This window comes from Lacticaseibacillus baoqingensis (genome assembly GCF_003946165.1).
GTDB lineage: Bacteria > Bacillota > Bacilli > Lactobacillales > Lactobacillaceae > Lacticaseibacillus > Lacticaseibacillus baoqingensis.
In genome coordinates, this window is sequence record NZ_RHOI01000030.1 from 1 (window position 1) to 25,846 (window position 25,846).

Below are 25,846 nucleotides of genomic sequence, written 5' to 3' on the forward strand. Positions count from 1 at the left end.
GGGAAAAGACGCATTTTCAACCCATAGTGATTGTTCAAGTCTGCCATTTTCTTAGCCATTGGTTTTCACCTCCTTACGCCTATATTATACTGCCTATGGTATAATATAGACAACAACAATCAATTCATGCAGGTGCTTTAGGAGAATACTTATGGTTAAGAATAATGCGATTTATGAACGCGGCTACGTCTACGATTTTCACTATCATCTGGTTTGGGTCACTAAGTATCGCCGCAAGGTTTTCACGACACCGCAACTTGTCGCAGAAATGTGTGAGATTTTGACCGCGGCTGCCAATGACAACGAAATTACCGTTGAGCAGATAGAAGTGATGCCAGACCATATACACCTACTACTCAGTTTCAAACCAAAGTACGCCCCAGCTAATGTAGTCAAAATTCTCAAAGGGGCATCGGCACGTACTTGGTTTGTCGCTCACCCAGAAACTAAGCAACTCCTTTGGGACGGACATCTATGGTCACCCAGCTATTACATGGGAACACTTGGTAATATGTCAAAAGAGACCGTGGCTAACTATATTCAAACCCAGAGAACAGAAAGGGGGAAGGCGGGACGGCCCAACAAAAACGCTAACCAGCGTTAACCAGTCGGGCTTACCTCCCCTGACTAAAGTCAGAGGTTTCTCGCCAAAACATGTGATGATAACAAGCTTGATCTTATTATTGGCAGGCTTAGGCGGCGGCTTGGTGTCGTCAATGGCAGGCATGGCGTCTTTGATCACGTATCCTGTCTTGATCGCGCTGGGCGTGCCGCCGGTTTCTGCCAATGTCACCAATTCCGCAGCGATGATCTTCACCGGAGTCGGCGCTGGGTTATCTTCGGCGCAGGAACTGCGCGCCAACCGCCGCTTGATGGTGACTGTCACCAGTTATACGATCATTGGCAGCATCATTGGCGCGCTGATCTTGGCGATCGCCCCGGCGGCGACTTTTGCCAAGGTAGTGCCGTTTCTCATCGCGCTGGCAGGCGGGTTGATGTTGTACTCCGCTTGGCATCAGCCAGGGCAAGCCACGGTGACGAATGCGGTCACCGGCTGGCGCGTGGTCGTGCGCAATCTCTTCATCGGCTTAGTCGGTGTTTACCTCGGGTATTTTGGCGCCGCAGCGGGGATCGTGATGCTGGCGATTTTGTCGGTTTCCTTGCCGCTGACTTTTGGCGTGGCGAATGCGCTGAAAAACTTCACCACTTTCGCCGCCAACATCGTGTCGCTAGTGATCTACGCGTTCACCACCAACGTCTATTGGCTGATGGTGGTGCCTTTAGGCGTGGGGATGTTTATCGGCGGCATGCTGGGACCGATGATCGTGCGCCGCTTGCCGCAACGCGCGATTCGCATCACCATTGGCATTGCTGCTTTCGGGTTGGCAGGCTATTTCTTTGTGACCGCCTACTTCTAGTTCGCGGATAAACCGTTGCAAAAAGCGCAATTACTGCTATGCTTAGTATGTTGCCGGCAACATACAAGGAGGCCCCTCACATGCTCGTTTTCAATGAATTTCCCGTCGGTGCCGCGACTTTGAATGTCGTTGCCGCCCACCGCGCCAAGACTGAAGCCGGTCTGCGCGAGTTGGGCGTTTACCCCGGCCAGGAAATGCTCTTGATGGCCTTGCTTCAAGACCATGCGCAACCCAAGCGGCAAACAGAGTTAGCCGCCTTATTAGACGTGAATCATGCCACCATCGCTAAGTCGGTGCGCCGACTGACGGCAGCAGGCGTGGTGACCACCTTGGCTTCTGCAAAAGACCGCCGCGTCAGCCTCGTCGCACTGACGCCGGCTGGCAAGGACTTGGCCGAGCGGGTCAAAATGGTGTGTCAAGCAGTCGAACAACAGTCAACCAACGCCTTGACCGCCGCCGAACAGGCCCAATATATCAAACTTGCCAAGAAAATGACTGCCGCTTTAAAAAAATAAGGTTGAAATCTCCAGCCCATGACAAAGGGGCCTTGGGGCCACGATATTAAAATCGTGATCCCAAGGCCCCTTTGTGTCGCTGGTTGTTGCTTTTTATGGCTAAGCTTAGAAGGTTTTGCCTAAAGTTGCCGCTTGCTTTTCGGCTGCGGCGACAATGGCTTGCGCCTGGTCAGGAAAATGATCCATCCCTTCAACTGGCAGATCGATCACGGTATCGGTGCCGAGGTATTCCAGCGCAGCGTGCACATATTGCGTCGCTGGATCCACACCGGCATACTTGCCGCCTGCTGCTTGGATGTGCAATACCTTTTTGCCGGGCAATAACGCAACATGGCCTGTGGCGGTGTAGCGGAAGGTTTGGCCGACAACGGTGATCGCATCGATCCATGACTTTAACTTAGTCGGCAACCCAAGGTTCCACATTGGATTGGCAATGACGATCTTGTCAGCCGCCTTAAACTGCTCAAGTGCCGCACCAAACACCGCCAACTTGGCTTGAGCGGCAGGCGTTGGGGTGACATCTGGGGCAAACGCCGCCAACATCTCCCCGTCAAGCTCTGGAAAGTCTTCTTGGTACAAGTTGCGTTCGCTAATAGTGTCATCTGGATGAGCCGTTTGATAATGCTGCATAAACGTCGCTAACACGCGCATGCTGCGAGAACGGTCTGGCCCGAATGGATGTGCCTTGATCACTAATACTTGTGTCATATACTTATCTCCTTTGCATTTCCGACGTTTTGGTTGCCGGCTACCTATGTACCTTAACACGAAATAATGTAGCCGGCAACCTTTTATGGTAAAAAACGCTGGCGGCAGAATTTGTGCAAAAAAAAACCAGGCACCGTCCGGCTCCTGGTCCAATTTGATTTAAGCGCCTGCATGCACGCGGATGCGGCGATAATCGGCTTCCCAATGGTCGTCGACCCACAAGCTTGGGGCTAAAGTTTCATCAAGTTCGTCAAACAACGCCGCCTGCTCTGCTGCTGGTACTTCGGCCAACTCGGTTTTGAAAAACTGCGCCAGCCATTGCCGCAACCCAACTTTTCCGCCTTTAAGCACCGTTGGCCGCGCATAGACTTTCAGCTGCACATCAGAGAACCCATGGCGCGTTAACAGATCCCGATAGTCTGCTTCATTCGGAAAATAAAATGGTGACGTATACGTGATCCCGCGCTTCGCCAAGGCCTTGGCAAAGGCATCTTGGATCTGCTTGATGTTGCCTTCAGCACCAAATTCAGCCACTAGCACCCCATCCGGCTTTAACAGCCGATGCATGACACTAGCCAAGCGATCTTGCGCGCGGACCCAATGAAAGCATGCGTTCGAAAACAACACGTCATATTGCGCCGGCTTGCCGCCGTAATCCAAAATATCGGCAACTTTGAATTCCACCGCGGGATAATGCGCCATGGCCACGGCGATCATGGCTTCAGATTGGTCAATGCCGACGACATCAAAGCCTGCTTCAGTCAGCTCCTGACTCAACTCGCCAGTCCCACAGCCGATATCCAACACTCGCCCAGGCGCCTTGGGCATATCTGCCAATAAACCTTCGCCATATTTAAAGACGAAATCGTGTTGTTCATCATACTGTTTTGCATTCCATTGCATGGCTTTACCTCGATCGATTCGCGTTAGACACTGATTAGATAATTAATATTTTATCATAATTTGTTGATAGAAGCAAAAACGGTCATTGACCCATCATTTTAAAAGTCGCCTGCACACACAACGGCCAGTCACAAACCCGACACCAAACTCTGCCAAAGCGCGTCGTGGCCGCCGAATTGGCAGGGTCCTCACCGCAAGTATTAGACCGTGTCAAAATAAGCGCACTGCCCGAACCCTCAAACTCAAAGCGAGCATGTTTTGGTCGCAAACAACTATCGGCCGCTATTCTTCTTCGAGGTGGTTGAGCTTGTCCATGTCTGCGTCACTGATCGTAAAGTCCAACTGCGCGTTGCTTTCAGCGTGCATGCGGTGCGTGGCTTTTGGCAGCGGTAGCGTCCCGTTTTGCAAGCAGAACTTAATGGCCAGCTGTGCGATGGACACATTATATGACTCAGCGATCGCCGTGAGGTCTGGGTCTTGCAATAAGCGGCCGGTGGCAAGCGGTGAGTATGCTTCCACCAGCAACCCATTATCCTTGGCAAACTTGGTGATCACATTCTCCGTATAACCCACATGGTAGCGGATCTGGTTGACCATCGGCTTGACGACAGCCCCAGCAAAAATGTTTTTCATTTCCGGCACCCCAAAGTTGGAGATCCCGATGGCCTTGGCGCGGCCGCTTTGATAAATTTCCTCCATGGCCCGCCAAACGTCCCGGTTTTCCTGGTCATAGTTGCCGCGCTTAGCCCATGGCCATGGCGCATGGATCAAATAGAGGTCAACGTAATCAAGCCCCAAGTTTTTCAGCGAAGTCTCAAAGTCTCGCTTTGTGCCTGCGTAGGTCTTGGTCTCAGCTGGTAATTTCGTGGTCACAAAAAGCTGATCGCGAGGAATGCCGGCATAGCTGATCCCTGCGCCAACGCCTGATTCATTGTGATAAGCCAATGCCGTATCGATATGCCGATAGCCCAATGACAAGGCATTGTAAACCGCTTCTTGCGCCTTTGCTTGCGGGATCTGCCACGTGCCAAAGCCTACTTTAGGGATCTTAACCCCATTACTTAACGTGTATGTTGCCGTCAAAATCGAAGATGTCATGTTGATGCCTCCTGTTAAGTTCAGTGTAGTCCTTTAGCCCGGCAGGAACACAACGAAGGGCAAAATATCCCGTTTGCTGAGGTCAAAGCCGGTTTTGGCCTGGTCATTGATAAAATTTCGTCACGATCGGCTGGTAGTGGCGCCATCACCCAGTGCATATGGTACATTAACTGAGACTCGCAGTTGTCCCTCTATCCCTCAAAAGGAGTTTCCCGTGAAGAAATGGCTATTCCCGCTCTTGGTGATCGCCTTGCTTAGCGTTGCTGGCTGTCATGCCCAGCTGTCAACGGCTCAACCCACCAGTGACAAGGTCTTAAACCAAAGCGAAAACATTTGGCATGATACCGGCTCTTGGCTCGCAGGAAAATATTCGCCGCAAGCTAAAAATGTCGCTCCGACCATCGTCGTCACCCGTCACGGCAGTGCAGTCGGCACGACCAAGATCACTTACACCGAAGCCAAAACGGCGATTTTGCAAAACGAATCGCAGGCGCACCGACAATGGTTTTCGGTCAAACAGCTCAATGCCAGCTTAGCCAAAGCCAATGCTGGCATCCGCTTAAAAGCATTCAGCGACCTCGCGCTTTTCCGCTCAACGATCACCCCTGCGCCCACCGTCGGCTATGTGGCGCATGGCCACCGGCTTTATGCCATCAGCATTTGCACCCAAGCCGAAGATAAAACCAAGCTGGCTGCCATCACGGTGTATGCCAATACCGGCAAAACCCCGACTCGCGTGGCAACCACCGCTTTGGCCGGCCGCTGGGTCGGCGCAGACGGCACGCAGCTGCGGGTGATCGGCAACAAGCTTTACCACAACGACACATTGGGCGCCGCGCGATATCTGCTCCAGCCTTTGCGCCAAATCAGTGCCGATACCCTATACACGGCCACTTATCGCCAGCACCTGGCCTTGGCTGCCCAACACGGATATCGCCTCGCCAAGGCGACGACGACCATGGCGACTGACGGGTCAGCCTTGTATGTTTTCATCAGCAAAACCCGCATGGTCGCCATTACCGCCACCGGCCAAGTGACCTACACGAAAACCGATCGCGGCAAAGACACCTCACAAGTCAAAGCTGACATTATGCAAGTCTTCCAAGCCGCCGATGCCAGCAAAGACCGCCTGCCAGCCATCAGTGTGGCCAACATCGGCAGCGCCAATTACGAAGTTGCCTGTCATGCCTTTAGCATGCTGACAGACCCTTATACCAGCAAAGACATCGACTGGCAAAAAGCCACGGTAGTCAATGGTCATGTTACCCTTGCCGATATGTATCCAGAATTGCCATAACAAAACGTCTTGGAGCAAGGATTCTTGATGAATCACAACCCCAAGACGTTTGTTTTGTTAACCGCGGCTTTAGCGCACGCGCCTAGCCGATGACGTCTTGGTGACGGCTCACGGCTGCGGATACAAGAATCGGCGCAGCTGCGTATCCACAATGGGATTGTTTTGGTGCAGCTTACTGTGTTGCGCATCCGCGCCCACAACGGCTCGCACTTGATAACTGCCTTGCCAATGGCGCAACAAGTAGCGCAGACTCTTGGCGGCATTGATCGGTACGACCCCATCAGAGCGGCTCCCGTCATTCAGGTCGCCATACAAGTTCAACACCGCTTGGGCATGAAAATCCTTGGCTTCTGACAACAGCTGCCGGTATTTCGGGCTTTGCGGGGTAGGCTTGCCATTTGGCGCAAGCCGCACCGAATTGATTTTGCCGCCAGGTCCAAACGCCCCAGAAAACGGCCCGGCGATCACCACTAACTTGTGCATCTTCACCGCAGGGCGGCGCATCGCCGCTTCGATCACCGCGATCGCCCCAGCCGAATGTCCCACTGCATTGACTTGCTTCACATGATAACGGCGATGCAACAACGCGTAAACTTGCAATAGCCAAGGGGTGAATGCCTGACCGTTACGAGGATCTTGATAGACCACTTGGACGATCGGGTTCTTGCCGGATAAGTTCCCTTCTACCTGCAATCGGCCATTAGGCTTGACCGTCACACGCATGGTTTGCCGCGCGACGCCGGCTTTCGTCAAGGCGGCGATCATTTGTCCAGTGGAATGGGCATTGCCATTATAGCCATGCACAAACACCGTCGGCACCCCAGACACCGGCTGCGTGGCTTGCGCATGCCGCCAAACTGCCCAACTGCCGATGACTCCCAGTCCTAAAATTACGATCACTGCCCACCATTTTTTCTGCATCGCGCCACCTCTGTTATTTAAACGATCGGCTATAGTCTAACCCTTAGCCGCCTTTATTGGGCAGTCCTGGCTAAAGTTATGGCAATCTTAGGTGATCTGGTATCCATAATGCTTTTCAAGCATAGCTGGTACAGTTATCAAGCATTGGACGCATAGCAATGAGGGCTTTAAACTGGATCTTGTTAGCATCACATGACAGCCAAGCAGAAAGGATCACCTCATATGCCTAATCACGAACAGAATGTTAAAAACGGGATCTTCGGGATCGGCGCCAAAAATGACGCGTATGCGCAGTACTTCGTCGGCCAAAGCTACCTGAATACCTTGATCAACGATCCGGCGATCAACGTCAGCGTCGGCAATGTCACGTTTGCACCGGGGTGCCGCAATAATTGGCATATCCATCATAACGGGTTCCAATTGCTTTTGGTCACTGGCGGTGAAGGCTGGTATCAAGAAGCCGGCCAGCCGGCGCGCAAGCTGCACCCAGGCGATGTCGTCGTCACCCATGACGGGGTAAAACATTGGCACGGCGCCACTAAAGACAGCTGGTTTGCCCATATCGCGATCACCGCCGGCACCCCTGAGTGGCTGGAAGCAGTATCCGACGCGCAATACCATGCTTTGGAGGCCTGATCATGACCAAAAAACAAACCGCCGGCCGAGATCAACTTGGGGACTTTGCCCCGCAATTTGCGGCTTTAAACGATGATGTGTTATTTGGCGAAGTCTGGGCCAAAGAAGACGAATTATCCGCCCATGATCGCAGCTTGATCACCTGTGCGGCCTTAATGGCCCAAGGCTTGTTCCCCCAGTTAAAAGCGCACATGGAAATTGCCAAGACCAATGGTGTGACCAAAGTAGAAATGGTGGCATTGATCACGCATTTGAGCTTTTATGCCGGCTGGCCCAAGGCTTGGTCTGCGTTTGACTTAGCCAAAGCGATTTTTGACTAACCATGAGCAATGTGTTGATCTTAGGGGCCCATGGGCAAATCGCGCGCCGCGTTGAACAACGCCTCTTGCAAACCACTGATGCCAAACTCACGCTATATCTGCGCCAGGCTGCGCGTTTAGGCCGCATCGACCCGGTCCGCGAGGCGGTAGTCGAAGCAGATGTGCGCGACTTTCAAGCGCTTTATCAAGCGCTGACTGCCATCGACATCGTCTATGCCAACTTGACTGGAGCACTTGCCCCACTGGCCGCTAACATCGTCGGCGCCATGACCAAAGCCAGCGTCAAGCGGCTGGTCATGCTGACCCCTGCGAATCCGGATGGAGTTTTGGATGCAGCGCTTACGACTCAGCGGATCACTGACAGCAGTTTGGACTATACCTTGATCCAAACGCCAAGCCAACCTCACCCCGACGCTTTGGCCGCGCGCGAGCAGCTGGTGGCCTTGATCGTCAAAGTGATTGTCAATCCTGACTGACACCGTTATAGTAAAGTCATCATTGATGCGTGAGACGGAGGCGGTTGGCATGGAACTGCGACTATTGGAATATTTTTTGGCGATCGATGCCGCGGGCTCGATTTCACAAGCGGCACAGCGCCTGCACATCACCCAACCGACGCTGTCGCGCCAGCTTAAGGGCTTGGAAAATGAGCTGGGCACGCCGTTATTTGCGCGCAGCAATCATGGCCTTACCCTCACCCAAGCCGGACTTTACCTCAAGACCCGGGCCCAAGAGATCTTGACGCTTACCGCGCAAACTGAGCAAACCTTCATCGACCAGCGTCATGACCTGTTCAGCGGCAACATTAACATCGGCGCCGTTGAAGCAGACGGCAGCCACATGTTAGCTAATGAGATCGCTGCTTTCACCACCGAATATCCTGCCGTCACTTTCGATTTGTTCACCGGCACGAGCGATGATTTATTCGATCGCTTGGACAAAGGCTTGATCGACTTAGGCTTGTTGTTAGAGCCCGTCAATACCGACAAATATGACCACTTGACCTTAGCCCATACCGAACGCTGGGGGCTGGTGGTGAGTGTCGACGCGCCGCTGGCCACTCAGCCGGTGATCGCGCCGAATGCACTCGCGGACATTCCATTGATCATTTCCAGCCGCAATGCCGTGCAGCAATTGTTTTCAGATTGGGCGCAAGCAGATATTGACCGGCTCAACATTGTGGGCCACTTCAACTTGATTTTTAACGTATTGCCGCTGGTGCGCCGCCAAGTCGGCGCAGCGTTGACGATCGAAGGGGTCATTGACCCGCACGACCATGCAGGGGTGCGTTTTATCCCCTTTTCACCGCGCGTGCAGACGCACACGGTGTTAGCCTGGCGCAAGCATCGCCTGCAAACCCCAGTGACCACCGCCTTTATCGAACGCTTCACGCCATATCGCCAGTGAGACGTTCGGACCCCAAACAGGGTTGCCATAACCCAAGCGCCTTGAAGCCGCGATTTCTTCCAAATCGTGGTTTCAAGGCTTTTTTTGCGGCGCACAGCTTTGGCAAACGGGGTGCCGGCAAGTTTGACAATATACCTATGGGGGTATATGCTGAAACTATCGATATACCCCTAGGGGTATCAATAACTGGAGGTTTTAGTATGGAAAACATTGATACCGCAACTTTAGCCGCAAAACTTGCCGATCACCCCACGATCATCGACGTGCGCGAACCGGATGAATTCAACAGCGGCCACATCCCCGATGCCATCAACATTCCCGTAAGCGAGTTGACCAACCGCCATCAAGAGATCCCAAACGGCGCGTATCTGATCTGCCGTTCCGGCTCGCGCTCAGCAATGGCCACGGAATACTTAACCGCGCAAGGCCAACACGTGATCAACGTCACCGGCGGCTTGCTGGCTTGGCAACAACCCTTGGAGGTACGCTAATGTTTGGTTTCACACGGATCCCCAGCATCACGACCACGACTTTGGCCCAGCGTTTGCAGCAACATCTTGGGCAGCTGATCGATGTGCGCGAACCGACCGAATATCGCGCCGGGCATATTGCCGGCGCCAAAAACGTCCCGCTGAGCCGCATCGATCAATACACGCCTAAAAATCCTAGTGACTTGTACGTGATCTGCCGCTCCGGTGCCCGGTCCAAGCGCGCGGCAAAGGCTTTGAGCAAACGCGGCATCGCTGTGACCAATGTGGCTGGCGGCATGCTGGCTTGGACAGGAAGGACAGTAAGATGACAAAATATGTGATCATCGGCGGCGTTGCCGGTGGGATGTCAGCGGCAACCAGATTGCGCCGCCTCCAAGAAGACGCGCAGATCATCGTCTTTGAAAAAGGTCCGCATGTGTCTTTTGCCAACTGCGGCTTGCCGTATTACTTAGGCCAAGAGATCACCGATCGAGACGACCTGCTGGTGCAAACCCCAGCCAAGCTCAAGGCCCGTTTTGACCTGGATGTGCGGGAAAACACGGCAGTGATCGCCATCGATCCCGCCGCGCAAACCGTCACGGTGCAAGCCGGCAGCAAAACTTACACCGAAAGCTATGATGACTTGATCTTATCGCCTGGCGCCAAACCCGTGGTACCGGCGATCCCCGGCTTGACTGGCGCCGCGAATGTCTTTACTTTGCGCAATATCCCAGATATGGATCAAATCGACTCGTACCTGCATCAAGCTGCACCGCAAACTGCCGTGGTGATCGGCGCTGGTGCCATCGGCTTAGAAATGGCCGAAAGTCTGCAAAAACGCGGCTTAAAAGTCAGCATCGTCGAAGCAGGCAGTCACGTGTTTCCCGCCTTGGACGAAGAAATGGCAGCGCCTTTAGTCACCAGTCTCAAAGCCCATGGCGTAGCAGTCCACTTGCATGACGGCGTCAAAGAAGTGCATGAGCAAGCCGTGGTATTAAGCTCTGGCACCAGTTTGCCGGCAGACATGATCCTCGTGTCTGTCGGCGTGCGCCCAGAAACGACGCTGGCGCAAGCCGCTGGGTTGACCCTTGGCGTGACCGGCGGCATCGCCGTTGATGATCGCTATCAAACGTCTGCACCCCATGTTTATGCCGTTGGCGATGCGATCGAAGTCACCAACCAAGTTTCAAAGCAACCTGCTTTGATTGCCTTGGCCAGTCCCGCCAATCGGCAAGGCCGCCAAGTCGCCGATGTGCTTTCTGGGGTCAAAACCGCCAATCGCGGCAGCATCGGCACGGCGATCGTGCGCGTATTTGACCAAGTGGCTGCCACCACCGGCTTGAGTGAAGCCCAAGCGCGAGCTTTGGGCCTCAAATTCGCCGTCGCCCACATTTCCGGCAAGAATCACGCCGCTTATTACCCGAACGCGCAAGCGCTTTGGTTAAAAGTGATCTTTGCACCAGACTCAGGCGTCATTTATGGCGCCCAAGCCGTCGGACCAGATGGCGTCGACAAGCGCATCGACGTGCTCGCCACCGCGATCAAAGGCCAGCTCACCGTGTTTGACTTGCCAGAATTAGAACTGACTTACGCGCCGCCATTTGGAGTCGCCAAAGACCCGGTCAACATGCTTGGGTATGTTGCCAGCAACATTGCCTTAGGCTTATCGCACACGCTGCAATGGCATGAACTTGACGCCGCTTTGGCCCAAGGCAAGCAACTGCTGGATGTGCGCGAGCCAGACGAATACGCCCAAGGGCATTTTTCCGCCGCCAAAAACTTGCCGCTGGATCAGTTGCGGGCCCACTTGGATGACCTTGATCCTCACCAGGACTATATCGTCAGCTGCCAAACTGGATTGCGCAGTTATCTGGCAGAGCGCTTGTTGCGCGGCCATGGGTTTCACGTGCAAAACCTCGACGGCGCATACAGCTTGTACCAACAAGTACGCGATGACTTGATCACCACTGACTAAAAGGAGAACACCGATGACTTTACACTACGATAAAGCGATGGAAAATCGCTTGAAGCGCGCCGATGGCCAGCTGCAAGGGACATTGCGGATGATGCAAAACAATTCCGAATGCCAAGCCGTGGTCAGCCAGCTGACCGCCGTGCGCTCAAGCTTGGATAACCTGATCGGGCTGATCGTCGCTGAAAACCTCAAAGACTGCCTCTTATCCGGAGATGAAGCAGATCGCAACGCCCGCATCGAACAAGCCGTGAAGCTGATCGTGAAAAAATAGCGGCGGCAAGCGGTGCTGGTTAAAGCGGCTTCATCTGACCGCGTCAATCGGTTTACAACTTTTACAACAGTGTTACACTGATCATGTAAAAGGAGTGAGTGCATGAGTAATGTATTGATTTTAGGTGCCAACGGACAGATCGCTCGGTTAGCAGAACAGCAATTGTTAAAGGAGACCAAGCATCACTTGACCTTGTTTTTGCGGGATGCTAAACGGCTGACCGTCACCGACCCTGACCGCGAAACGGTCATCGAAGGCGACGCCACTGATCCAGAAGCTTTGCGGCAAGCCATGGCCAACATTGATCTGGTTTATGCCAACCTTGGCGGCAGCCAAACGATCGAGACCCAAGCCAAAGCAGTCGTGCAAGCGATGGACGTGGCTAAGCTCAAGCGGTTGATCTGGATCTCCACTTTAGGGATCTATGATGAAGTCCCTGGGGCCTTTGGCAAGTGGAACCATGAACAACTTGACGGCGGCTATCTTGGCCCTTACACCAAAGCCGCCAAGGTCGTGGAGCACTCCGACTTAGACTACACGATCGTTCGCCCGGCTTGGTTATCCAACGCAGATACCGTCGATTATGAGCTGACCCACCGCGACGATTTGTTTAAAGGTACCGAAGTCTCGCGCAAGAGTGTCGCCGATCTGGTCACCAAATTGATCAACGACCCAACGAAATATGTTCAAGATTCGCTTGGCGTCAACCAGCCGCATACCGATGGCGCAAAGCCGTCATTTTACTAATAAAAACGCCAGTGTCTGCCAACCGACACTGGTGTTTTTGTTTAAAGCGATAATTGGTAAAAGCGGCTGCCGCGATCTGGAAAGGGATAATCGACTCCGAGATCAGCTCGCGTACAGCGCGTGAATCCTTGGCGCTCATAAAAGCGATGCGAGCGGTGTTCGGCTTCTGGGGTATCTAACACTAACCGTGACAGCCCTTTTTGCTTAGCGGCAGCGACTAACGTTTGGTACAGCTGCCAGCCTAAGCTCACCGGCCGCCCGCGAAATTGCGGGTAGACGAAGAACTTCTTTAACACGGCTGTCGTAGGCGAAAGTTTTAACAAGCCGATGCACCCTGCTACCTTTCCGGAATCGGTTTGCGCCACCCAAAACTCCCCGCCTGGCGCTTGATAATAGTCTGGGATCATAAAGACGTCGGGTTGTTCTGCCATGGTGATGCCAAGCTTGGCTTCTGTGTCTTGACAATATAAGATCAAGTCGACAAGCTCGGCAATGATGTGCGGATCAGTGTGAAACGGTGCGATTTGCATAAGCGGCCTCCTAAAAACCTGATGCCGCTTAGTGTAGCCGTTTGAAGTTGTTTCGTCTAGTCGATTGCACTGATCCGGTGCGCTTTGACCACTTTCGCTTGCATGTATAAAAAAATAAATATTTCCCAGCTAAGGCGGTATTAAATGGCATATACAAATTCAATTTCTGGGTGCATACTAGACGCAGGCCCAACTATGGGCTGGTAGATCGAACTCCTCCAAGGTGAAATCTACTACCAGAGGCGGCATGATTCCATCATGTTGTCCCCCTTAATGAGGCGCGTACTACCCAAGCACGCGTCTTTTTTGCACGCTAAAACGCCGCGATACTCCGACGAGCACCGCGGCGTTTTGACTTTATCTGCTGAGGCTCACTTGCTCAGGTCATCTGTCGGCGGATTTTTCGTCGGCAAGACTTCAATCACCAACATGATGATCGCGATCGGGACTGAGATCAAGTACATCACCTTAGCGTTGTTGAGAAACACGAACACCGCCACTAGATCGATCACTTCTAACGCCGCGAAGATCCCCCAATGCACCCCAGCGTCGCGAAAACGCCGGACACCCAGCGCGATCGACGGCACCAAACACGCCAGATAAGCGATACAAACGATGATCAACATCACCACCATACCGCCGAGCCACCCCATGGCGGTCCCTAGCGATGGCTTTTGATTCAGTTCATCGGCGTGCGCCATGATGAGGCGAATGACCGCCATGATCATGGCAAAACTGACAATAAAGCTGACCAATGAGGCAAATAACGTCAGCCACCAGTATTCTCGCCGGGTACTGCGCCCGGTAAAGTTCGCATAATTCCCAAAAAACGCCCCAATCGCGCCAAAGCCCCCAGCGCCATAATACTTATTGTGTGTTTGCTGCGCGATGCTTGGACTTGCATGTTTCATTCGATCTGCCCCCTTACCCTTGTCACCCCTAAGCCCCAAATGATAGCGGTTTCACCGCTACCTAACTTTACTATAGGCCCTAAAGGACTTGGTGACAACCAACAGTTTTGTCACTTCGATCAAGTCAAATCAGCCGCAAAAAGGCCCCGCGATCGCAAAAGCCGATCCGGGGCCGAGTTTATCTATTCATCGTTTCACGGCTTAACGCCGGCGGTGCTTGGCCGCTTTGATCATGGCATGCATTTGCTTTTTGCTGCCAAACATCCGCTTGATCTTCGCATTTTCACGGGCCTTGCCGCGCAAGGCTTGGTTTTGTGCTTGTTCTTGTTGCAGCTGCTGATAACTGGCAAGCCTAGCAGCCGGCAACGCCCCTGCCGCTATCGCCGCTTGCACGGCACACCCTGGTTCTTTGGTGTGGGTGCAATCTCTGAAGCGGCATTGCTGGGCCAGTGTTTGGATATCGTCAAACGTCTGCGCCACATCTGCTTGGATCAAGCCCAGCTCGCGCATCCCCGGCGTATCGATCACCATGCTGCCATTGGGCAAGCGCAGAAATTGCCGCGCCGTGGTCGTGTGGCGGCCATGGGCATCTTGGGCGCGCACCGCTTGCGTGGCGATGGTCTGCGTGCCTAACAACAAATTGATCAGCGTCGACTTGCCAACGCCAGATGAACCGATCAACGCATACGTCGCTTGCGGCGTTAACCATTGCTGCAAGGCGGCGATACCATCGCGTTTCGTCGCATCACACACGAACACTGGCGCCGCTGCCGCCACCGCTTGCACGGCTGTCAGTTGCGCAGTGAGATCACTGGCGCGGTCTTTTTTCGTCAACACCACGGCGGCTTGGGCACCAGACGCCGCGGCGATCGCTAAATAACGCTCTAAGCGGGCCACATTATAGTTGGCATCTAACGCCATGCACACCAAGAGCCAATCGATGTTGGCTGCCACCAATTGGGCTTGGGCCGCTCGGCCAGCGGCTTTGCGCAAGAAAACTGTTTGCCGCGGATTGAGGCGCTCGATCACCGCGACATCCGTCGGCGTTTGCGGCAAGCGCACTTGGACCCAATCGCCGACGGTGGGAAAATCTTCTGGGCCTAGCGCCAAGTTGGCGAATCGGCCTGCCACCACGGCGGCAAAACTGCCAGCGGTGGTGATCACAGTGTATTGTTGATGGCTTGTGGCACTTACGCGAGCCAGCGTTAACCCGCTAGCTGCCGGTTGGTTGAGTGCCGAATATTCATTTAATTTCAGTATTCTGTCCTCCAAAAAGAGAGGACTATGCTGGATAGTCCTCCTGCGACTGACCAACACTAATGACAATGCTCAACATACAACATCCATCCTTTCTGCTGACGCTGATTGCGCCAATAATGGCATTATAACTCTTAACCCCGCTTGTGGGAGCGACTTTTAGCAAGCAAAAAGCAGTTCATCGCCGCCAAACGTGCGCTAAACTGCTTTTATTGCCTTACTTCCACCCCAATGCCGGGGCGATATCGGTCATGATCGTCTTGAGGATATGGACGTTATAATCCAGTCCCAACGTCGATGGCACGGTGATCAAAATGGTATCGGCTTCTTGGATGGCTTCATCTTCAGCTAATTCCTTGACCAATTGATCCGGCTCGCCGACGTACATTTTGCCAAAAATCGTAGGGTTTTGATGGTAAGCCAAGTAACCGACTTCATCTTGGGTCTGGCTGCCTTCGGCGAATAACTTGGCATCAAGGTCAGACACGATCGGCATGATCGAGCGCGTCACCAGCGTCCGCGGGGCAAAGTCATGGCCGGCTTTTTGCCAAGCGGCTTTAAAGGCGCGCAATTGGTTGGCTTGCTGCACATGAAAAGGCTCGGTGGTTTCATAATTGACCAGCGTTGACGACTGTAAGTTCATGCCGTGTTCCGCCGCCCAAATCGCGGTTTGCTGGCTGCCAGCCCCCCACCAGATCCGGTGTTGCAGCGTGGGGGAATATGGCTCTAACCGCCTGAGTCCAGGGGCTTGCGGAAACATCGGCTGGGCGTTGGGCTGCGCAAATGGCTCGCCTTTTAACAACTCCAGAAACTTCAATGTCCGCGCGCGGGCAATGTCTTTGATCTCCTCTTCAGAATAGTCATAGCCCCAATAACGCCAGCCATCTTCGACTTGTTCCGGCGACCCGCGGCCAACGCCTAATTGCACCCGATTTTGCGATAAAACATCGGTAGACATGACGTTTTCGGCCATCATGAACGGATTTTCGTACCGCATATCCACCAAACCGGTGCCGATCTCGATCTTAGTGGTCTTGGCGCCGATCGCCGCCATCAACGGATACGGGGTCCCGATTTGATCGGCAAAATGGTGCACCCGAAACCACGCCCCATCGACGCCTAATTTCTCTGCTTCCACGGCTAACGCCACGGATTCGGCGTAGCTTTGGCGCGCAGTGGTCACCAGTGAATTGTTTTTTTGCCAAAAGCCAAAACTCAAAAAGCCAATCTTTTTCGTCATAAGCTCGACCCCTTTTCTCGCGTTGCCAACAGGTATCACTAAGCCGAGTATGACGACTATTCGTGGCGTCGTCAAGCCCACATTTTGCGGCGGTATATAAGCTGGCCTAACCTGGGTCGACCATGGTCAATTGGATCCGTTCCCGGGCCATATCCACCGCATCGATCCACACAGTCACGATGTCGCCGATCGCTACGACTGTCGTGGGATCGCGCACGTACCGCGGACCCATCTTGGACACATGCACCAAGCCGTCATGCTTGACGCCAATATCCACAAACGCGCCAAAGTCCACGATATTGCGCACTGTGCCTTCAAGCTTCATCCCGGGCTTGAGATCTGCCATGGTCAACACATCTTGGCGCAACAGCGGCGCCGGCATGTTATCGCGCAAATCGCGGCCAGGATTTTGTAAGCTGGCGAGGATATCTGCAGCGGTTGCTTGGCCGACGCCAGCTGCGACCAAAGGCGCCACCGCGACTTGGGCGATCTTCGCCTTGGCTTGGGCGCTACCTAATGCAGCCGGGGTCACTGCTGCTGCAGTTAAGATCTGTTTGGCCACCGGATAGCTTTCCGGATGGATATCGGTGTTGTCCAGCGGATTTTTGCCGCCAATGATCCGCAAGAAACCCACCGATTGTTCATAGGCTTTGGGCCCAAGGCGCGCCACTTTTTTCAGTTCGGTGCGGCTGTTATAGCGGCCGTGTTCGTCACGATACTGGACGATGTTTTGGGCAATGGTTTTGGATAATCCGGAAATGCGGCTCAACAGCTGATAGCTGGCGGTGTTCAAGTTGACGCCGACTTGGTTGACGGCGCGTTCGACCACCGCATCGACTTCATTGGCCAAGGCTTTGGCCGGCAGATCATGTTGATATTGGCCTACCCCTACTGCGCTAGGGTCGATCTTGACCAGCTCCGCCAACGGATCTTGCAGGCGCCGGGCGATGCTGATGGCGCTGCGCTGTTCGACTTGCAGCTGCGGGAACTCATCACGTGCGGCTTGACTGGCGGAATACACCGACGCCCCTGCTTCATTAACGATCACATAATAGATCTGTTGCGGCAGTTGTTTGAGGGTATCGGCGACAAATTGTTCCGACTCGCGACTGGCAGTGCCGTTACCAATGGCGATCATTTCGACATGGTATTGGGTCAACAGCGTGATGAATTCTTGCGCAGCGGCTTGCCGCTTGGCTTCAGGTGCCGGTTTGTGCGGGTAGATCACCGCTTTGGCTAAGAACTTGCCGTTTTCATCGACCACGGCGAGTTTGCAGCCGGTCCGATACGCGGGGTCAAAACCTAAGACCACCTTGCCTTTGATCGGTGCTTGCATCAGCAGTTGATACAAGTTTTGGCCAAACACCTTGATCGATTGGGTTTGCGCCGTGGCCGTCAAGGTGTTGCGCACCTCCCGTTCGATTGCTGGGCCGATGAACCGCTTATAGGCATCTTGATAGGCATCCTCGACAAAAGCCGTGGCCGCGTTTTCAGGATGTTGGCCGATCAGCTTGAAATGCAAAAACGCCATGATCGCATCGGTGTCGACTTGCACTTTGACCGTCAAGACCTTTTCTTTTTCACCGCGATTCAACGCCAAAGTCCGCGTGGCAGAAAGTTTTTTGACTGGGGCAGAAAAATCATAATATTGCTGATAGACCCCTTTTTCATCCAACTGCTTGCCTTTAGGCTTCACGCTGGCTTTGAGCTGGCCGTTGCGCCAGGTATGGTTGCGGACCCAGTTGCGGATCGATGCCACTTCGCTAAACGTCTCAGCCAAGATCTCATGCGCTCCGGCTAATACGTCTGCAACAGACTTGAGGTCTTTAGCCGGCGCGACATAGCGGCGGGCTTGGACTTCGATGGCCCCATTGGGCAACCGCAACAGCCACCGGGCAAACGGCTCCAACCCTGCGGCTTTAGCCGCCATGGCTTTGGTTTGGCGTTTTTGTTTGAACGGCAAATAAATATCTTCAACGGTTTGCAGTTTGTCTGCCGCTTGCACTTGTTGTTGCAGTTTGGGGGTCAGTTTGCCTTGTTCGGCGATGCTTTTAATGATCGCGGCTTTGCGATCTTGCAGCGTGGTGACCCGCGAGTAGGCTGCTTCGATCGCTTGGATCTGGACTTCATCCAGACTCCCAGTCATTTCTTTGCGGTAGCGGGCGATAAACGGTACGGTATTGCCGTCTTGCATCAACGTTAACACCGTGTTGATCTGCCGGTCACTAATGCCGGTCAAGTCATGTTGCATCAAATGGATCGTTTGTGCTTCAGCCAAGTTATCATCCTCGTCATTTCTTTTTGCGTGGGTTCAATACCCTTATGTTACCGGTAAATGCCCCCAACGTCCACAAAGCACACCTGATCAGCGCTTAGACAACAGCGCCGTCGCTGACCGTAGTCACCAGTTGCTTGTGGCATTAAAAAAGCGCCGCACCACCAGTCATCGCGAGGTGCAGCGCCAAGCTTTAATGCTGATGGGCCATGGCCAACGGCGCCAGGTGCGGCAGTGAGCGCTTTTCAGTCAGAAATTCGTTGGCGCAATTGGAAAAAATGCCATCTACCCCCCAGTTGAACAGCTGATTGCCCAAATCTCGGGCATCGATGGTCCAGACATTGACCTGATAACCGGCGCGCTTGAATGCTGAGACTTGTGCGTAAGTCAGCTGTGCCGCTTGCGGATGGATATATTCTGCCCCACAAGCTTGCATGGTCAACTGCCAGTCATCTCGCAAACTATAGCGGTCAAATAAAACGGCAAAGTGGGTCTGCGGGCGCAATTGCCGCAGCTTCAACAACATCACCGGGTTCTTAGACGACACGATGATCTCACAATTAGGCGAAATGGCGTCTAATGCTTTGGCAAATTGCCGCACCAAACTGTCTGCCAGTACATTGGCATTGTCAGCCACCACCGATTTTAATTCAATATTGGCATTCATCCCCGTGCGGTTCAAAAACGCCACCAATTCTTGCAAGTTCGGGACGCGCTCACTGGCAAAGCGCGGATCAAACCAAGCGCCGGCAGATAAACGCCGCAGTTGCGCATAGGTTTGGGTCGTCAATAGGCCATGGCCATTGGTCGTGCGATCAAGGTGGTCATCATGCAAGATCACCACATGCTCATCTTGCGTGATCCCCAGATCGGTTTCCAGCCAATCGACCCCCATGTTGACTGCCAGCGTAAAGGCCGCCAGCGTATTTTCCGGAGCTAAGTGCGATAAGCCGCGATGGGCTAATATTCGCCGATTCATGATTTTGCCTCCAACTATGTATGTCCAACACAAGCAACTCTGCAACTTGACGTTAATCGCCAAGCCGCAGAGTTGCTTGTGTTTTTGGATCGAGCGTTATTTCAATTCTGGCCAAAAGTCTTTATTTGCCACGATCATTTCATCTAAGATATCTTTGGCCACTTGCGCATCAGGGACGATCTTGCACAGGCTCATCGCTTCCCATAACTTGATGTAAGAATGTTGTTCATACGCATCGACCACGAGCTTTTCGACACAATTTTGCTCGGTGATCAAGCCTTTTTGGAAAGTGGCGGCATTGCCCATCGACAAGCGCTCTGGCCCATTGGCCCCAAACAAGCAAGGCACTTCGACCATCGCTTCCGGATCGATATTGGCCACGGCCCCTTCGTTAGGGATGATCGCTAACAGCCGCTGCTTGGTATCATAGGCGATTGCTGTGCACAGATCAACGATATAAGTGGAGTGATTCGACGCTTGGAATTGAATGTCTTTAGCCGTGCCATTGGCTACGACGCGCGCACATTCGCCAAACACGGTTTTCTCCCGGCCGGCTTCCACTTCATCGGTCCGGGTATAATTAGGATCCGCGTGTTCAACAACGTATTTGGGATACAGATAATACTTTAAGTAGGTATTAGGCAAGGTCGTCGGATCCAGCGCATAGACATCAGCGGCTTTTTTGTAAGTGGAGATCCAGCTGGCTTCTTTGCCAGGCTCTTGATCTTGCAGCCAATATCCGTTTTTAGCCACATAGGCTTTCAACTGTGGCATCAAGTCGCGCCCGGTCTTATCGCGCACATCCGTCCACCAGCCAAAATGATTCAGCCCATAATAGCGAAAGACTAAATCATTGCGTCCGGGCAAGCCCACGATCTTAGCCATGCGATCCATAATGGCGATCGGCATGTCGCAAATATTGATGATCCGGGAGTTTGGCCGCAAGCGGCGAGTCGCTTCCGCCACGATCGCGGCTGGATTAGAATAATTCAGCATCCACGCATTAGGTGAATATTGTTCCATGTAGTCGACTAATTCGATGACCCCTGGAATCGACCGCAAGCCATAGGCGATCCCGCCAGGCCCGGTGGTTTCTTGGCCCACGACGCCATGTTTCAACGGGATCTTCTCGTCGACACTGCGCATGGCATACTTGCCGACGCGGATCTGCGCCATGACAAAATCGACATCGCTAAAGGCCGTTTCTGGATCAGTCGTGGCTAGGAACTCCACTTCTGGCGCCCGTTCTTTCATCAAGATCGCGATCGCATCGGCGATCTTTTTTTGCCGGGCCGCATCATTATCATAAAATTTCAGTTTGCGAATAGGAAATTGTTTTTGACTTTCCAACAATGTCATTACGATCCCTGGTGTATAGGTACTGCCACCGCCGGCAATCAACACCGAGAACTTTCTGTCATCCATGTCAGATTCCTCCTATGCCAATTATGTTGATGTGGGGTCAACATATGAGTTGTGGTATTGGGTACAGCTTTAGTATCGCGGCTGCCAGGCGTTTTCTCAAGGGTTTCAAGCGGTTAAGGGAGTTGTTTCAACTTTAGTGTCACGTTTCATTTGGCGAAACATATTTCAGCGCCGGCATTGTCGCCATGGTGACAGTGCGCATGGCCAAAAGTGCTCGCCACGCCCGTTGAAAGCGCTCTCTATTCACCTTAATGGGCTGGTTGCAGCCGCGCCGATGGTACTTGGTACCACAGACTGACTCAACTGTTTCAAAGGCGTTGGCAACACCGGCTGAAACAAGATTTTTCAGCTCAAAAGCGCGTGTGGCCGCCTCGCCACACAAAAAGCGCCTTTACCTCCGCTTGGAAGCAAAGACGCTTAGCCTCACTGATAGATCAAACGGCCAATTTCGGTGCCGTGCTGGATCTGGCGGGCCTCGATAGCTGGATAGTCTTTTAACTGATCCATATTCGTATACACCACGACCACTGTCGGCTCACGGCCGCTTGCTTTGACTTGGGCGATGTCCATCGTCGCCAGTTTGGTCCCAGCCGTCACCGCGTCGTCTAAGGCCACGTCAACGTCAAACGGGGCGCCATCTAATTCAACCGTATCCAACCCCATATGCACCAGGACTTCCAACCCTTTTTCAGTGGTGATGCCAATGGCGTGTTTAGTCGGGAAAACCGTCGAGATCTTCCCGGTCACCGGGGCAAAGATCTCGCCTGCTTGCGGTTGGATCGCATAGCCGTCCCCCATCATTTTCTGGGAGAAAACCTCATCTGCCACTGATTCCAACGGGATCAAATCACCGCTCACCGCCGCGACGATCGTTTGGCCTTTTTTCTTAAATAATCCTAACATGCGCCTCATCCTCCAATTAAGTAAGTCCGCGTCTCATAGGGACGCAATTGTTCTAAGGGTCCTTGTGGGTAATTACTGATCACCAATTCGGCGCTTGATGCCCCCAGCCAGTCGCCGATCGGCCGCTGCAGCGTTTGGGCGGTGAAGTTGCTGATGACCACCAAGCGCTGTTGGCCATACTGGCGCGCATAGGCAAACACGGCTTCATCGGCGGCCGCGATCATGGCAAAATCGCCATAAACGACCACTGGCGACTGATGCCGAAAGCGGATCAGCTGTTGATAAAAATAATACACCGAGTCTTGATCCGCTAAAGCTTGCGCCGCATTGATCTGCCGGTAATTGGGATTGACTGCCAGCCAAGGCGTCCCGGTGGTGAACCCGGCGTTGGCGGTGTCATCCCACTGCATCGGCGTGCGCGCGTTATCCCGCGAACGGCAATGGATCCGCGCCAGCATATCCGCCGGGGTCAACACCTGGCGTTCTTCGACTAATTCATGATAAGCATTCAACGTCGCCACATCACGATAATCGCTGATCGCGTCAAAGGCCACATTGGTCATCCCCAGCTCTTCGCCTTGATAAACGTAAGGTGTACCTTGCAGCATATGCAGCGTGTTGGCCAGCATCTTGGCAGAAACCACGCGAAATTCCGGCCGATCATCGCCAAAGCGCGACACCGCGCGGGCTTGGTCATGGTTATTCCAATACAAACTGTTCCAAGCGCGCCCATTTAAGGCGATTTGCCAGCGGCTCAAGGCCTGCTTGAGATCAAGCAAGGCAAACCGCCGCGTGCTCATATTGCCGAATTGCGGGTCATTGTCGATGCCGACATGTTCAAATTGAAACACCATTTGCAATTCATGGCGATCAAAACCGGTATACAACAAGGCGTCTTGCGGTGATGCGCCAGGGGTTTCCCCGACAGTCATCAGATCATAATGGCTTAAGACACGTTGATTCATCTCTTGCAAATAATCGTGGACATGCGGGCCATTGGCGGCCATATGCAGCGATGAGCCGGCAGGATGGGCCGCCAAGGTCGGATCATCTGGCAAGCCGGCGGGTTTAGAGATCAAATTGATCACGTCCATGCGGAAGCCGTCGATGCCTTTGTCACACCACCAAGTCATCATTTGATAGATCGAATCGCGCACCGCCGGGTTGTCCCAGTTCAGATCAGCTTGTTTTTTGGTGAAAATATGCAGGTAATACTCATCCAACTCCGGCACATATTGCCACGCCGGGCCGGAGAAGTTAGAGCGCCAATTATTGGGCAAATGCCCGCCGTTGCCGCTGCGCCAAATGTAATAATCATGATGCGCGGCGCTGGTGGAGGCTTGGGCTTCAATAAACCAAGGATGTTCATCTGAGGTGTGGTTCACCACCAGATCCATCATCAGCTTCATGCCATGTTGATGGATCGCGGTCAACATCCGCTCAAAATCCGCCATCGTCCCAAAGTCAGTCATGATCGCTTGATAATCGGCAATGTCGTACCCATTGTCATCATTTGGCGACTGGTAGATCGGACTGAGCCAGATCACATCCACCCCCAGTTGTTGCAAATAATCCAGCCGCTTGGTGATCCCATTGAGATCGCCGATCCCGTCGCCGTTAGAATCTTGAAAACTGCGCGGATAGATCTGATACACCACAGCTTCTTGCCACCAGTGTTTTGCCATGCAACTACCTCCTACTGGGACTTAGTGGGCCGCTTAAGCAACCCGTTCAACTCGCGCGCTAAGGCTTTGGCGTCTTGCACATACAAGTACACCAAATGCCCGCGCAACGCGACTGCATCAATGCCGACATCCAATTGCAGCATCACATCATAAGGATCGACCCACGCCGGATCGATCACATGCACGATGACGGCATCATAAGCCATCGTGACTTGCAAGATATTTTCCGGTAAGCCAAAGCACTCGATGATGATCCGCGCCCGTTCTGCCGCTTGCGTCAGCCCATATTCATCTAACGCCGCGTGCTCCCGGCCGAATTTGAGCAAGATCCGCATTTCTTCGAGGATCTGCGGCGCATCTAAGCCGATCACGATCTGCAGCATCTTGCCATGCCGGCTGACATCGATGGCGCCTTCTGCTTTAAACGTGACCGGCGGCAGCACTTTGGCGGCGTTGTTCACCACGGCGCGAATGCGGGTGGCACAATTGACCAGTGCACTGATATTATCGCTGCCGCCGAGATCATCGATATAACGCTGCGCTGTGATGCGATAATCCATCCTCATCACGCCCCTTCACTTATGGCAGCATGAGGCGGGCAAACGCATACAAGCAAAACCCATACATCACCGTCAAAAAGGCTAACGCCGCCCCTAACGCCAAGCGATGCTGCACCGGATGAGCCGGCAGTTCCCGGCTGAACACCAACGCCATGGCCGCCCCGCCAGCCACCACAAAATTGCTGACGGCCAATTGCTGCAACATGATCATGGTCATCACGATCCGCAACCCTTGACGGCTGCCAAACACCTCATTGCGCGCCATCCACAGCGTATACCCAACGGTGATATCCAACCCTGCGACGATCGCCAACACCGCAGTGGCCGGGTGTTTGGCCATCATCGAAAAGACATCCAGCCCCAGCATGTTGGCATTCAAAAATAAGTACGCCACAAATGCCAGCGGGGTCAACACCATGATCAACACGACCCCGTAAAAAGCCCGGTAAAAATCTAAGCGCAAGCAATTTTGCAACCAGCGCGCTACCCGGCTGGCGTGCGGTTTTCTCGAATTAATCATGGGGAGGAGCCTCCTTTTTTTGGGCGAGTAAGAAATTAGCAAAACCCATGCAAAAGATATCGATCAAGACATCTAAGTTGGCAAAGAAATTCTCGTGATGGTCATTTTCACCGATCGTTTTGCTGATGGCGTCAAAATACAGATTATAATCTGCGGCTTGGGCCACCTTACTTTGTTGAAACGAGGTGAAGGAAACGACTTTGACGCCTTTGAGCCGCAAGTTATTGATAAACTTGACCACGGTGTCGCTGGAGCCGCTGTAAGAGATCACGATCAGCACATCCCCAGCTTTGAAATGATCCCCTGGCATCAAGAGCTCGTTGACCGCAGCGGGAAAGACAAAGCCGCTTTTGCCTAACAGATATAAATTCCGCTGCATCTGTTGGGCCATGATCTGTTGGATCCAGCCAGTCGCATAAATATAGATATTGTCGCTGGCGGCCAAGGCGGCATAAACCGCATCCAGCTTGGTGCTTTTGAACTGGTTGACCGTCCACAACAATGACTTGACGGTTTGCGCCAAAAAATCCACGCTGGTCACTTGCGTCGCTTGGGACTTGGCTTCTTCTTGCAAGACGTAATGCAATTGGCTGTAGCCGGTCAAGCCCAAGCGCTTGCAGGTGCGAAAAATCGCCGACTTGGAGTACAACGACCGCGTCGCGACTTGTTCCAAACTCGCCTCGCGCACGAAAGGTTTATTTTGCACGATGAATTGGACGATTTCCTTGTCGGTATCCCCTAAGTCGTCATAGCGATCGTTGATGAATGATTCGAGATTCATGCTAAGGCCTCCTCCATGTCAATGCCTCTATTTTACCATTGGAGAAAGCGCATTCAAAATCAGGTTTGATACAAAAGGGTGCCATCCCCTTTCC

The 25,846-nt window shown here is 53.2% G+C and carries 29 protein-coding genes; 13 read left to right on the forward strand and 16 right to left on the reverse strand.

Features of this window, described 5'->3' with window-relative positions; all coding sequences use genetic code 11:
• Positions 1-151: 151 nt before the first annotated feature.
• The 3 genes from tnpA to EKM91_RS10980 all read left to right on the forward strand — a co-directional run bounded on the left by tnpA (position 152) and on the right by EKM91_RS10980 (position 1,933).
• Positions 152-604 carry an IS200/IS605 family transposase gene (gene tnpA, locus EKM91_RS10970; RefSeq protein WP_125753962.1) on the forward strand — a complete coding sequence of 151 codons (453 nt, stop codon included), beginning with the start codon at positions 152-154 and terminating at the stop codon, positions 602-604.
• 55 nt (positions 605-659) lie between these two features.
• Positions 660-1,418: a sulfite exporter TauE/SafE family protein gene (locus EKM91_RS10975; protein ID WP_125754001.1), complete on the forward strand. Its 759-nt coding sequence runs from the start codon at positions 660-662 to the stop codon at positions 1,416-1,418.
• Between the two features lie 80 nt (positions 1,419-1,498).
• Positions 1,499-1,933, forward strand: coding sequence for a MarR family winged helix-turn-helix transcriptional regulator (locus EKM91_RS10980; protein WP_164508553.1), 435 nt, complete (start codon positions 1,499-1,501; stop codon positions 1,931-1,933).
• Between the two features lie 105 nt (positions 1,934-2,038).
• Here EKM91_RS10980 and EKM91_RS10985 read toward each other — a convergent pair whose 3' ends face one another.
• The 3 genes from EKM91_RS10985 to EKM91_RS10995 form a co-directional block, all read right to left on the reverse strand.
• Complete coding sequence (locus EKM91_RS10985) at positions 2,039-2,641, reverse strand: FMN-dependent NADH-azoreductase (RefSeq protein WP_125753964.1); 603 nt, start codon at positions 2,639-2,641, stop codon at positions 2,039-2,041.
• Positions 2,642-2,800: 159 nt separating this feature from the next.
• A complete protein-coding gene (locus EKM91_RS10990) occupies positions 2,801-3,544 on the reverse strand; it encodes a class I SAM-dependent methyltransferase (RefSeq protein WP_125753965.1) in 744 nt (247 codons plus the stop codon).
• A 282-nt stretch (positions 3,545-3,826) separates the two neighbouring features.
• A complete protein-coding gene (locus EKM91_RS10995) occupies positions 3,827-4,642 on the reverse strand; it encodes an aldo/keto reductase (RefSeq protein WP_125753966.1) in 816 nt (271 codons plus the stop codon).
• A gap of 214 nt (positions 4,643-4,856) precedes the next feature.
• Here EKM91_RS10995 and EKM91_RS11000 point away from each other — a divergent pair, with 214 nt between their 5' ends.
• The gene (locus tag EKM91_RS11000) at positions 4,857-5,939 is read left to right on the forward strand and encodes a hypothetical protein (RefSeq protein WP_125753967.1); all 1,083 of its coding nucleotides are present in this window, start codon (positions 4,857-4,859) and stop codon (positions 5,937-5,939) included.
• A gap of 108 nt (positions 5,940-6,047) precedes the next feature.
• Here the strand turns inward: EKM91_RS11000 and EKM91_RS11005 are convergent, their stop codons facing one another.
• Entirely contained in the window at positions 6,048-6,860 is an 813-nt protein-coding gene (locus tag EKM91_RS11005) for an alpha/beta hydrolase (protein ID WP_125753968.1), read from the reverse strand.
• A 222-nt stretch (positions 6,861-7,082) separates the two neighbouring features.
• Here EKM91_RS11005 and EKM91_RS11010 point away from each other — a divergent pair, with 222 nt between their 5' ends.
• From EKM91_RS11010 to EKM91_RS11050, 9 genes are all read left to right on the forward strand, one after another.
• Entirely contained in the window at positions 7,083-7,496 is a 414-nt protein-coding gene (locus EKM91_RS11010; protein WP_125753969.1) for a cupin domain-containing protein, read from the forward strand.
• 2 nt (positions 7,497-7,498) lie between these two features.
• The gene (locus EKM91_RS11015; RefSeq protein ID WP_125753970.1) at positions 7,499-7,816 is read left to right on the forward strand and encodes a carboxymuconolactone decarboxylase family protein; all 318 of its coding nucleotides are present in this window, start codon (positions 7,499-7,501) and stop codon (positions 7,814-7,816) included.
• A gap of 2 nt (positions 7,817-7,818) precedes the next feature.
• Positions 7,819-8,292 (forward strand): NAD(P)H-binding protein, encoded by a 474-nt coding sequence (locus tag EKM91_RS11020; RefSeq protein WP_125753971.1) that lies wholly within the window; start codon positions 7,819-7,821, stop codon positions 8,290-8,292.
• Between the two features lie 49 nt (positions 8,293-8,341).
• Positions 8,342-9,223, forward strand: a complete 882-nt coding sequence (locus EKM91_RS11025) for a LysR family transcriptional regulator (protein WP_125753972.1) — start codon at positions 8,342-8,344, stop codon at positions 9,221-9,223.
• 200 nt (positions 9,224-9,423) lie between these two features.
• Complete coding sequence (locus EKM91_RS11030) at positions 9,424-9,714, forward strand: rhodanese-like domain-containing protein (RefSeq protein WP_125753973.1); 291 nt, start codon at positions 9,424-9,426, stop codon at positions 9,712-9,714.
• Positions 9,714-10,022, forward strand: a complete 309-nt coding sequence (locus tag EKM91_RS11035) for a rhodanese-like domain-containing protein (RefSeq protein WP_125753974.1) — start codon at positions 9,714-9,716, stop codon at positions 10,020-10,022. Before EKM91_RS11030 ends, EKM91_RS11035 begins: the two co-directional genes overlap by 1 nt.
• Positions 10,019-11,668 (forward strand): FAD-dependent oxidoreductase, encoded by a 1,650-nt coding sequence (locus tag EKM91_RS11040; protein WP_125753975.1) that lies wholly within the window; start codon positions 10,019-10,021, stop codon positions 11,666-11,668. Before EKM91_RS11035 ends, EKM91_RS11040 begins: the two co-directional genes overlap by 4 nt.
• 13 nt (positions 11,669-11,681) lie before the next feature.
• Positions 11,682-11,939, forward strand: coding sequence for a metal-sensitive transcriptional regulator (locus EKM91_RS11045; protein ID WP_125753976.1), 258 nt, complete (start codon positions 11,682-11,684; stop codon positions 11,937-11,939).
• 102 nt (positions 11,940-12,041) lie between these two features.
• A complete protein-coding gene (locus EKM91_RS11050) occupies positions 12,042-12,686 on the forward strand; it encodes an SDR family oxidoreductase (RefSeq protein WP_125753977.1) in 645 nt (214 codons plus the stop codon).
• Positions 12,687-12,727: 41 nt separating this feature from the next.
• Here the strand turns inward: EKM91_RS11050 and EKM91_RS11055 are convergent, their stop codons facing one another.
• The 12 genes from EKM91_RS11055 to EKM91_RS11110 form a co-directional block, all read right to left on the reverse strand.
• A complete protein-coding gene (locus EKM91_RS11055; protein WP_125753978.1) occupies positions 12,728-13,216 on the reverse strand; it encodes a GNAT family N-acetyltransferase in 489 nt (162 codons plus the stop codon).
• 371 nt (positions 13,217-13,587) lie between these two features.
• Positions 13,588-14,127, reverse strand: coding sequence for a DUF805 domain-containing protein (locus EKM91_RS11060; protein ID WP_125753979.1), 540 nt, complete (start codon positions 14,125-14,127; stop codon positions 13,588-13,590).
• 201 nt (positions 14,128-14,328) lie between these two features.
• On the reverse strand, positions 14,329-15,399 hold the full coding sequence (rsgA, locus tag EKM91_RS11065) for a ribosome small subunit-dependent GTPase A (RefSeq protein ID WP_164508554.1): 1,071 nt from the start codon (positions 15,397-15,399) through the stop codon (positions 14,329-14,331).
• Between the two features lie 202 nt (positions 15,400-15,601).
• On the reverse strand, positions 15,602-16,624 hold the full coding sequence (locus EKM91_RS11070) for an LLM class flavin-dependent oxidoreductase (RefSeq protein WP_125753981.1): 1,023 nt from the start codon (positions 16,622-16,624) through the stop codon (positions 15,602-15,604).
• Positions 16,625-16,730: 106 nt separating this feature from the next.
• Positions 16,731-18,902, reverse strand: coding sequence for a Tex family protein (locus tag EKM91_RS11075; protein ID WP_125753982.1), 2,172 nt, complete (start codon positions 18,900-18,902; stop codon positions 16,731-16,733).
• A 190-nt stretch (positions 18,903-19,092) separates the two neighbouring features.
• On the reverse strand, positions 19,093-19,878 hold the full coding sequence (locus EKM91_RS11080; RefSeq protein WP_125753983.1) for a glycerophosphodiester phosphodiesterase family protein: 786 nt from the start codon (positions 19,876-19,878) through the stop codon (positions 19,093-19,095).
• Between the two features lie 96 nt (positions 19,879-19,974).
• Positions 19,975-21,303 carry a family 4 glycosyl hydrolase gene (locus EKM91_RS11085; protein WP_125753984.1) on the reverse strand — a complete coding sequence of 443 codons (1,329 nt, stop codon included), beginning with the start codon at positions 21,301-21,303 and terminating at the stop codon, positions 19,975-19,977.
• A gap of 423 nt (positions 21,304-21,726) precedes the next feature.
• Positions 21,727-22,206 carry a PTS sugar transporter subunit IIA gene (locus tag EKM91_RS11090; protein ID WP_125753985.1) on the reverse strand — a complete coding sequence of 160 codons (480 nt, stop codon included), beginning with the start codon at positions 22,204-22,206 and terminating at the stop codon, positions 21,727-21,729.
• Between the two features lie 5 nt (positions 22,207-22,211).
• A complete protein-coding gene (locus EKM91_RS11095) occupies positions 22,212-23,891 on the reverse strand; it encodes a glycoside hydrolase family 13 protein (RefSeq protein WP_125753986.1) in 1,680 nt (559 codons plus the stop codon).
• A gap of 11 nt (positions 23,892-23,902) precedes the next feature.
• A complete protein-coding gene (locus EKM91_RS11100; RefSeq protein ID WP_225419509.1) occupies positions 23,903-24,451 on the reverse strand; it encodes a PTS sugar transporter subunit IIB in 549 nt (182 codons plus the stop codon).
• Between the two features lie 19 nt (positions 24,452-24,470).
• Positions 24,471-24,971: a hypothetical protein gene (locus EKM91_RS11105; protein ID WP_125753988.1), complete on the reverse strand. Its 501-nt coding sequence runs from the start codon at positions 24,969-24,971 to the stop codon at positions 24,471-24,473.
• Positions 24,964-25,752 (reverse strand): MurR/RpiR family transcriptional regulator, encoded by a 789-nt coding sequence (locus EKM91_RS11110; protein WP_125753989.1) that lies wholly within the window; start codon positions 25,750-25,752, stop codon positions 24,964-24,966. Before EKM91_RS11110 ends, EKM91_RS11105 begins: the two co-directional genes overlap by 8 nt.
• Positions 25,753-25,846 lie beyond the last annotated feature (94 nt).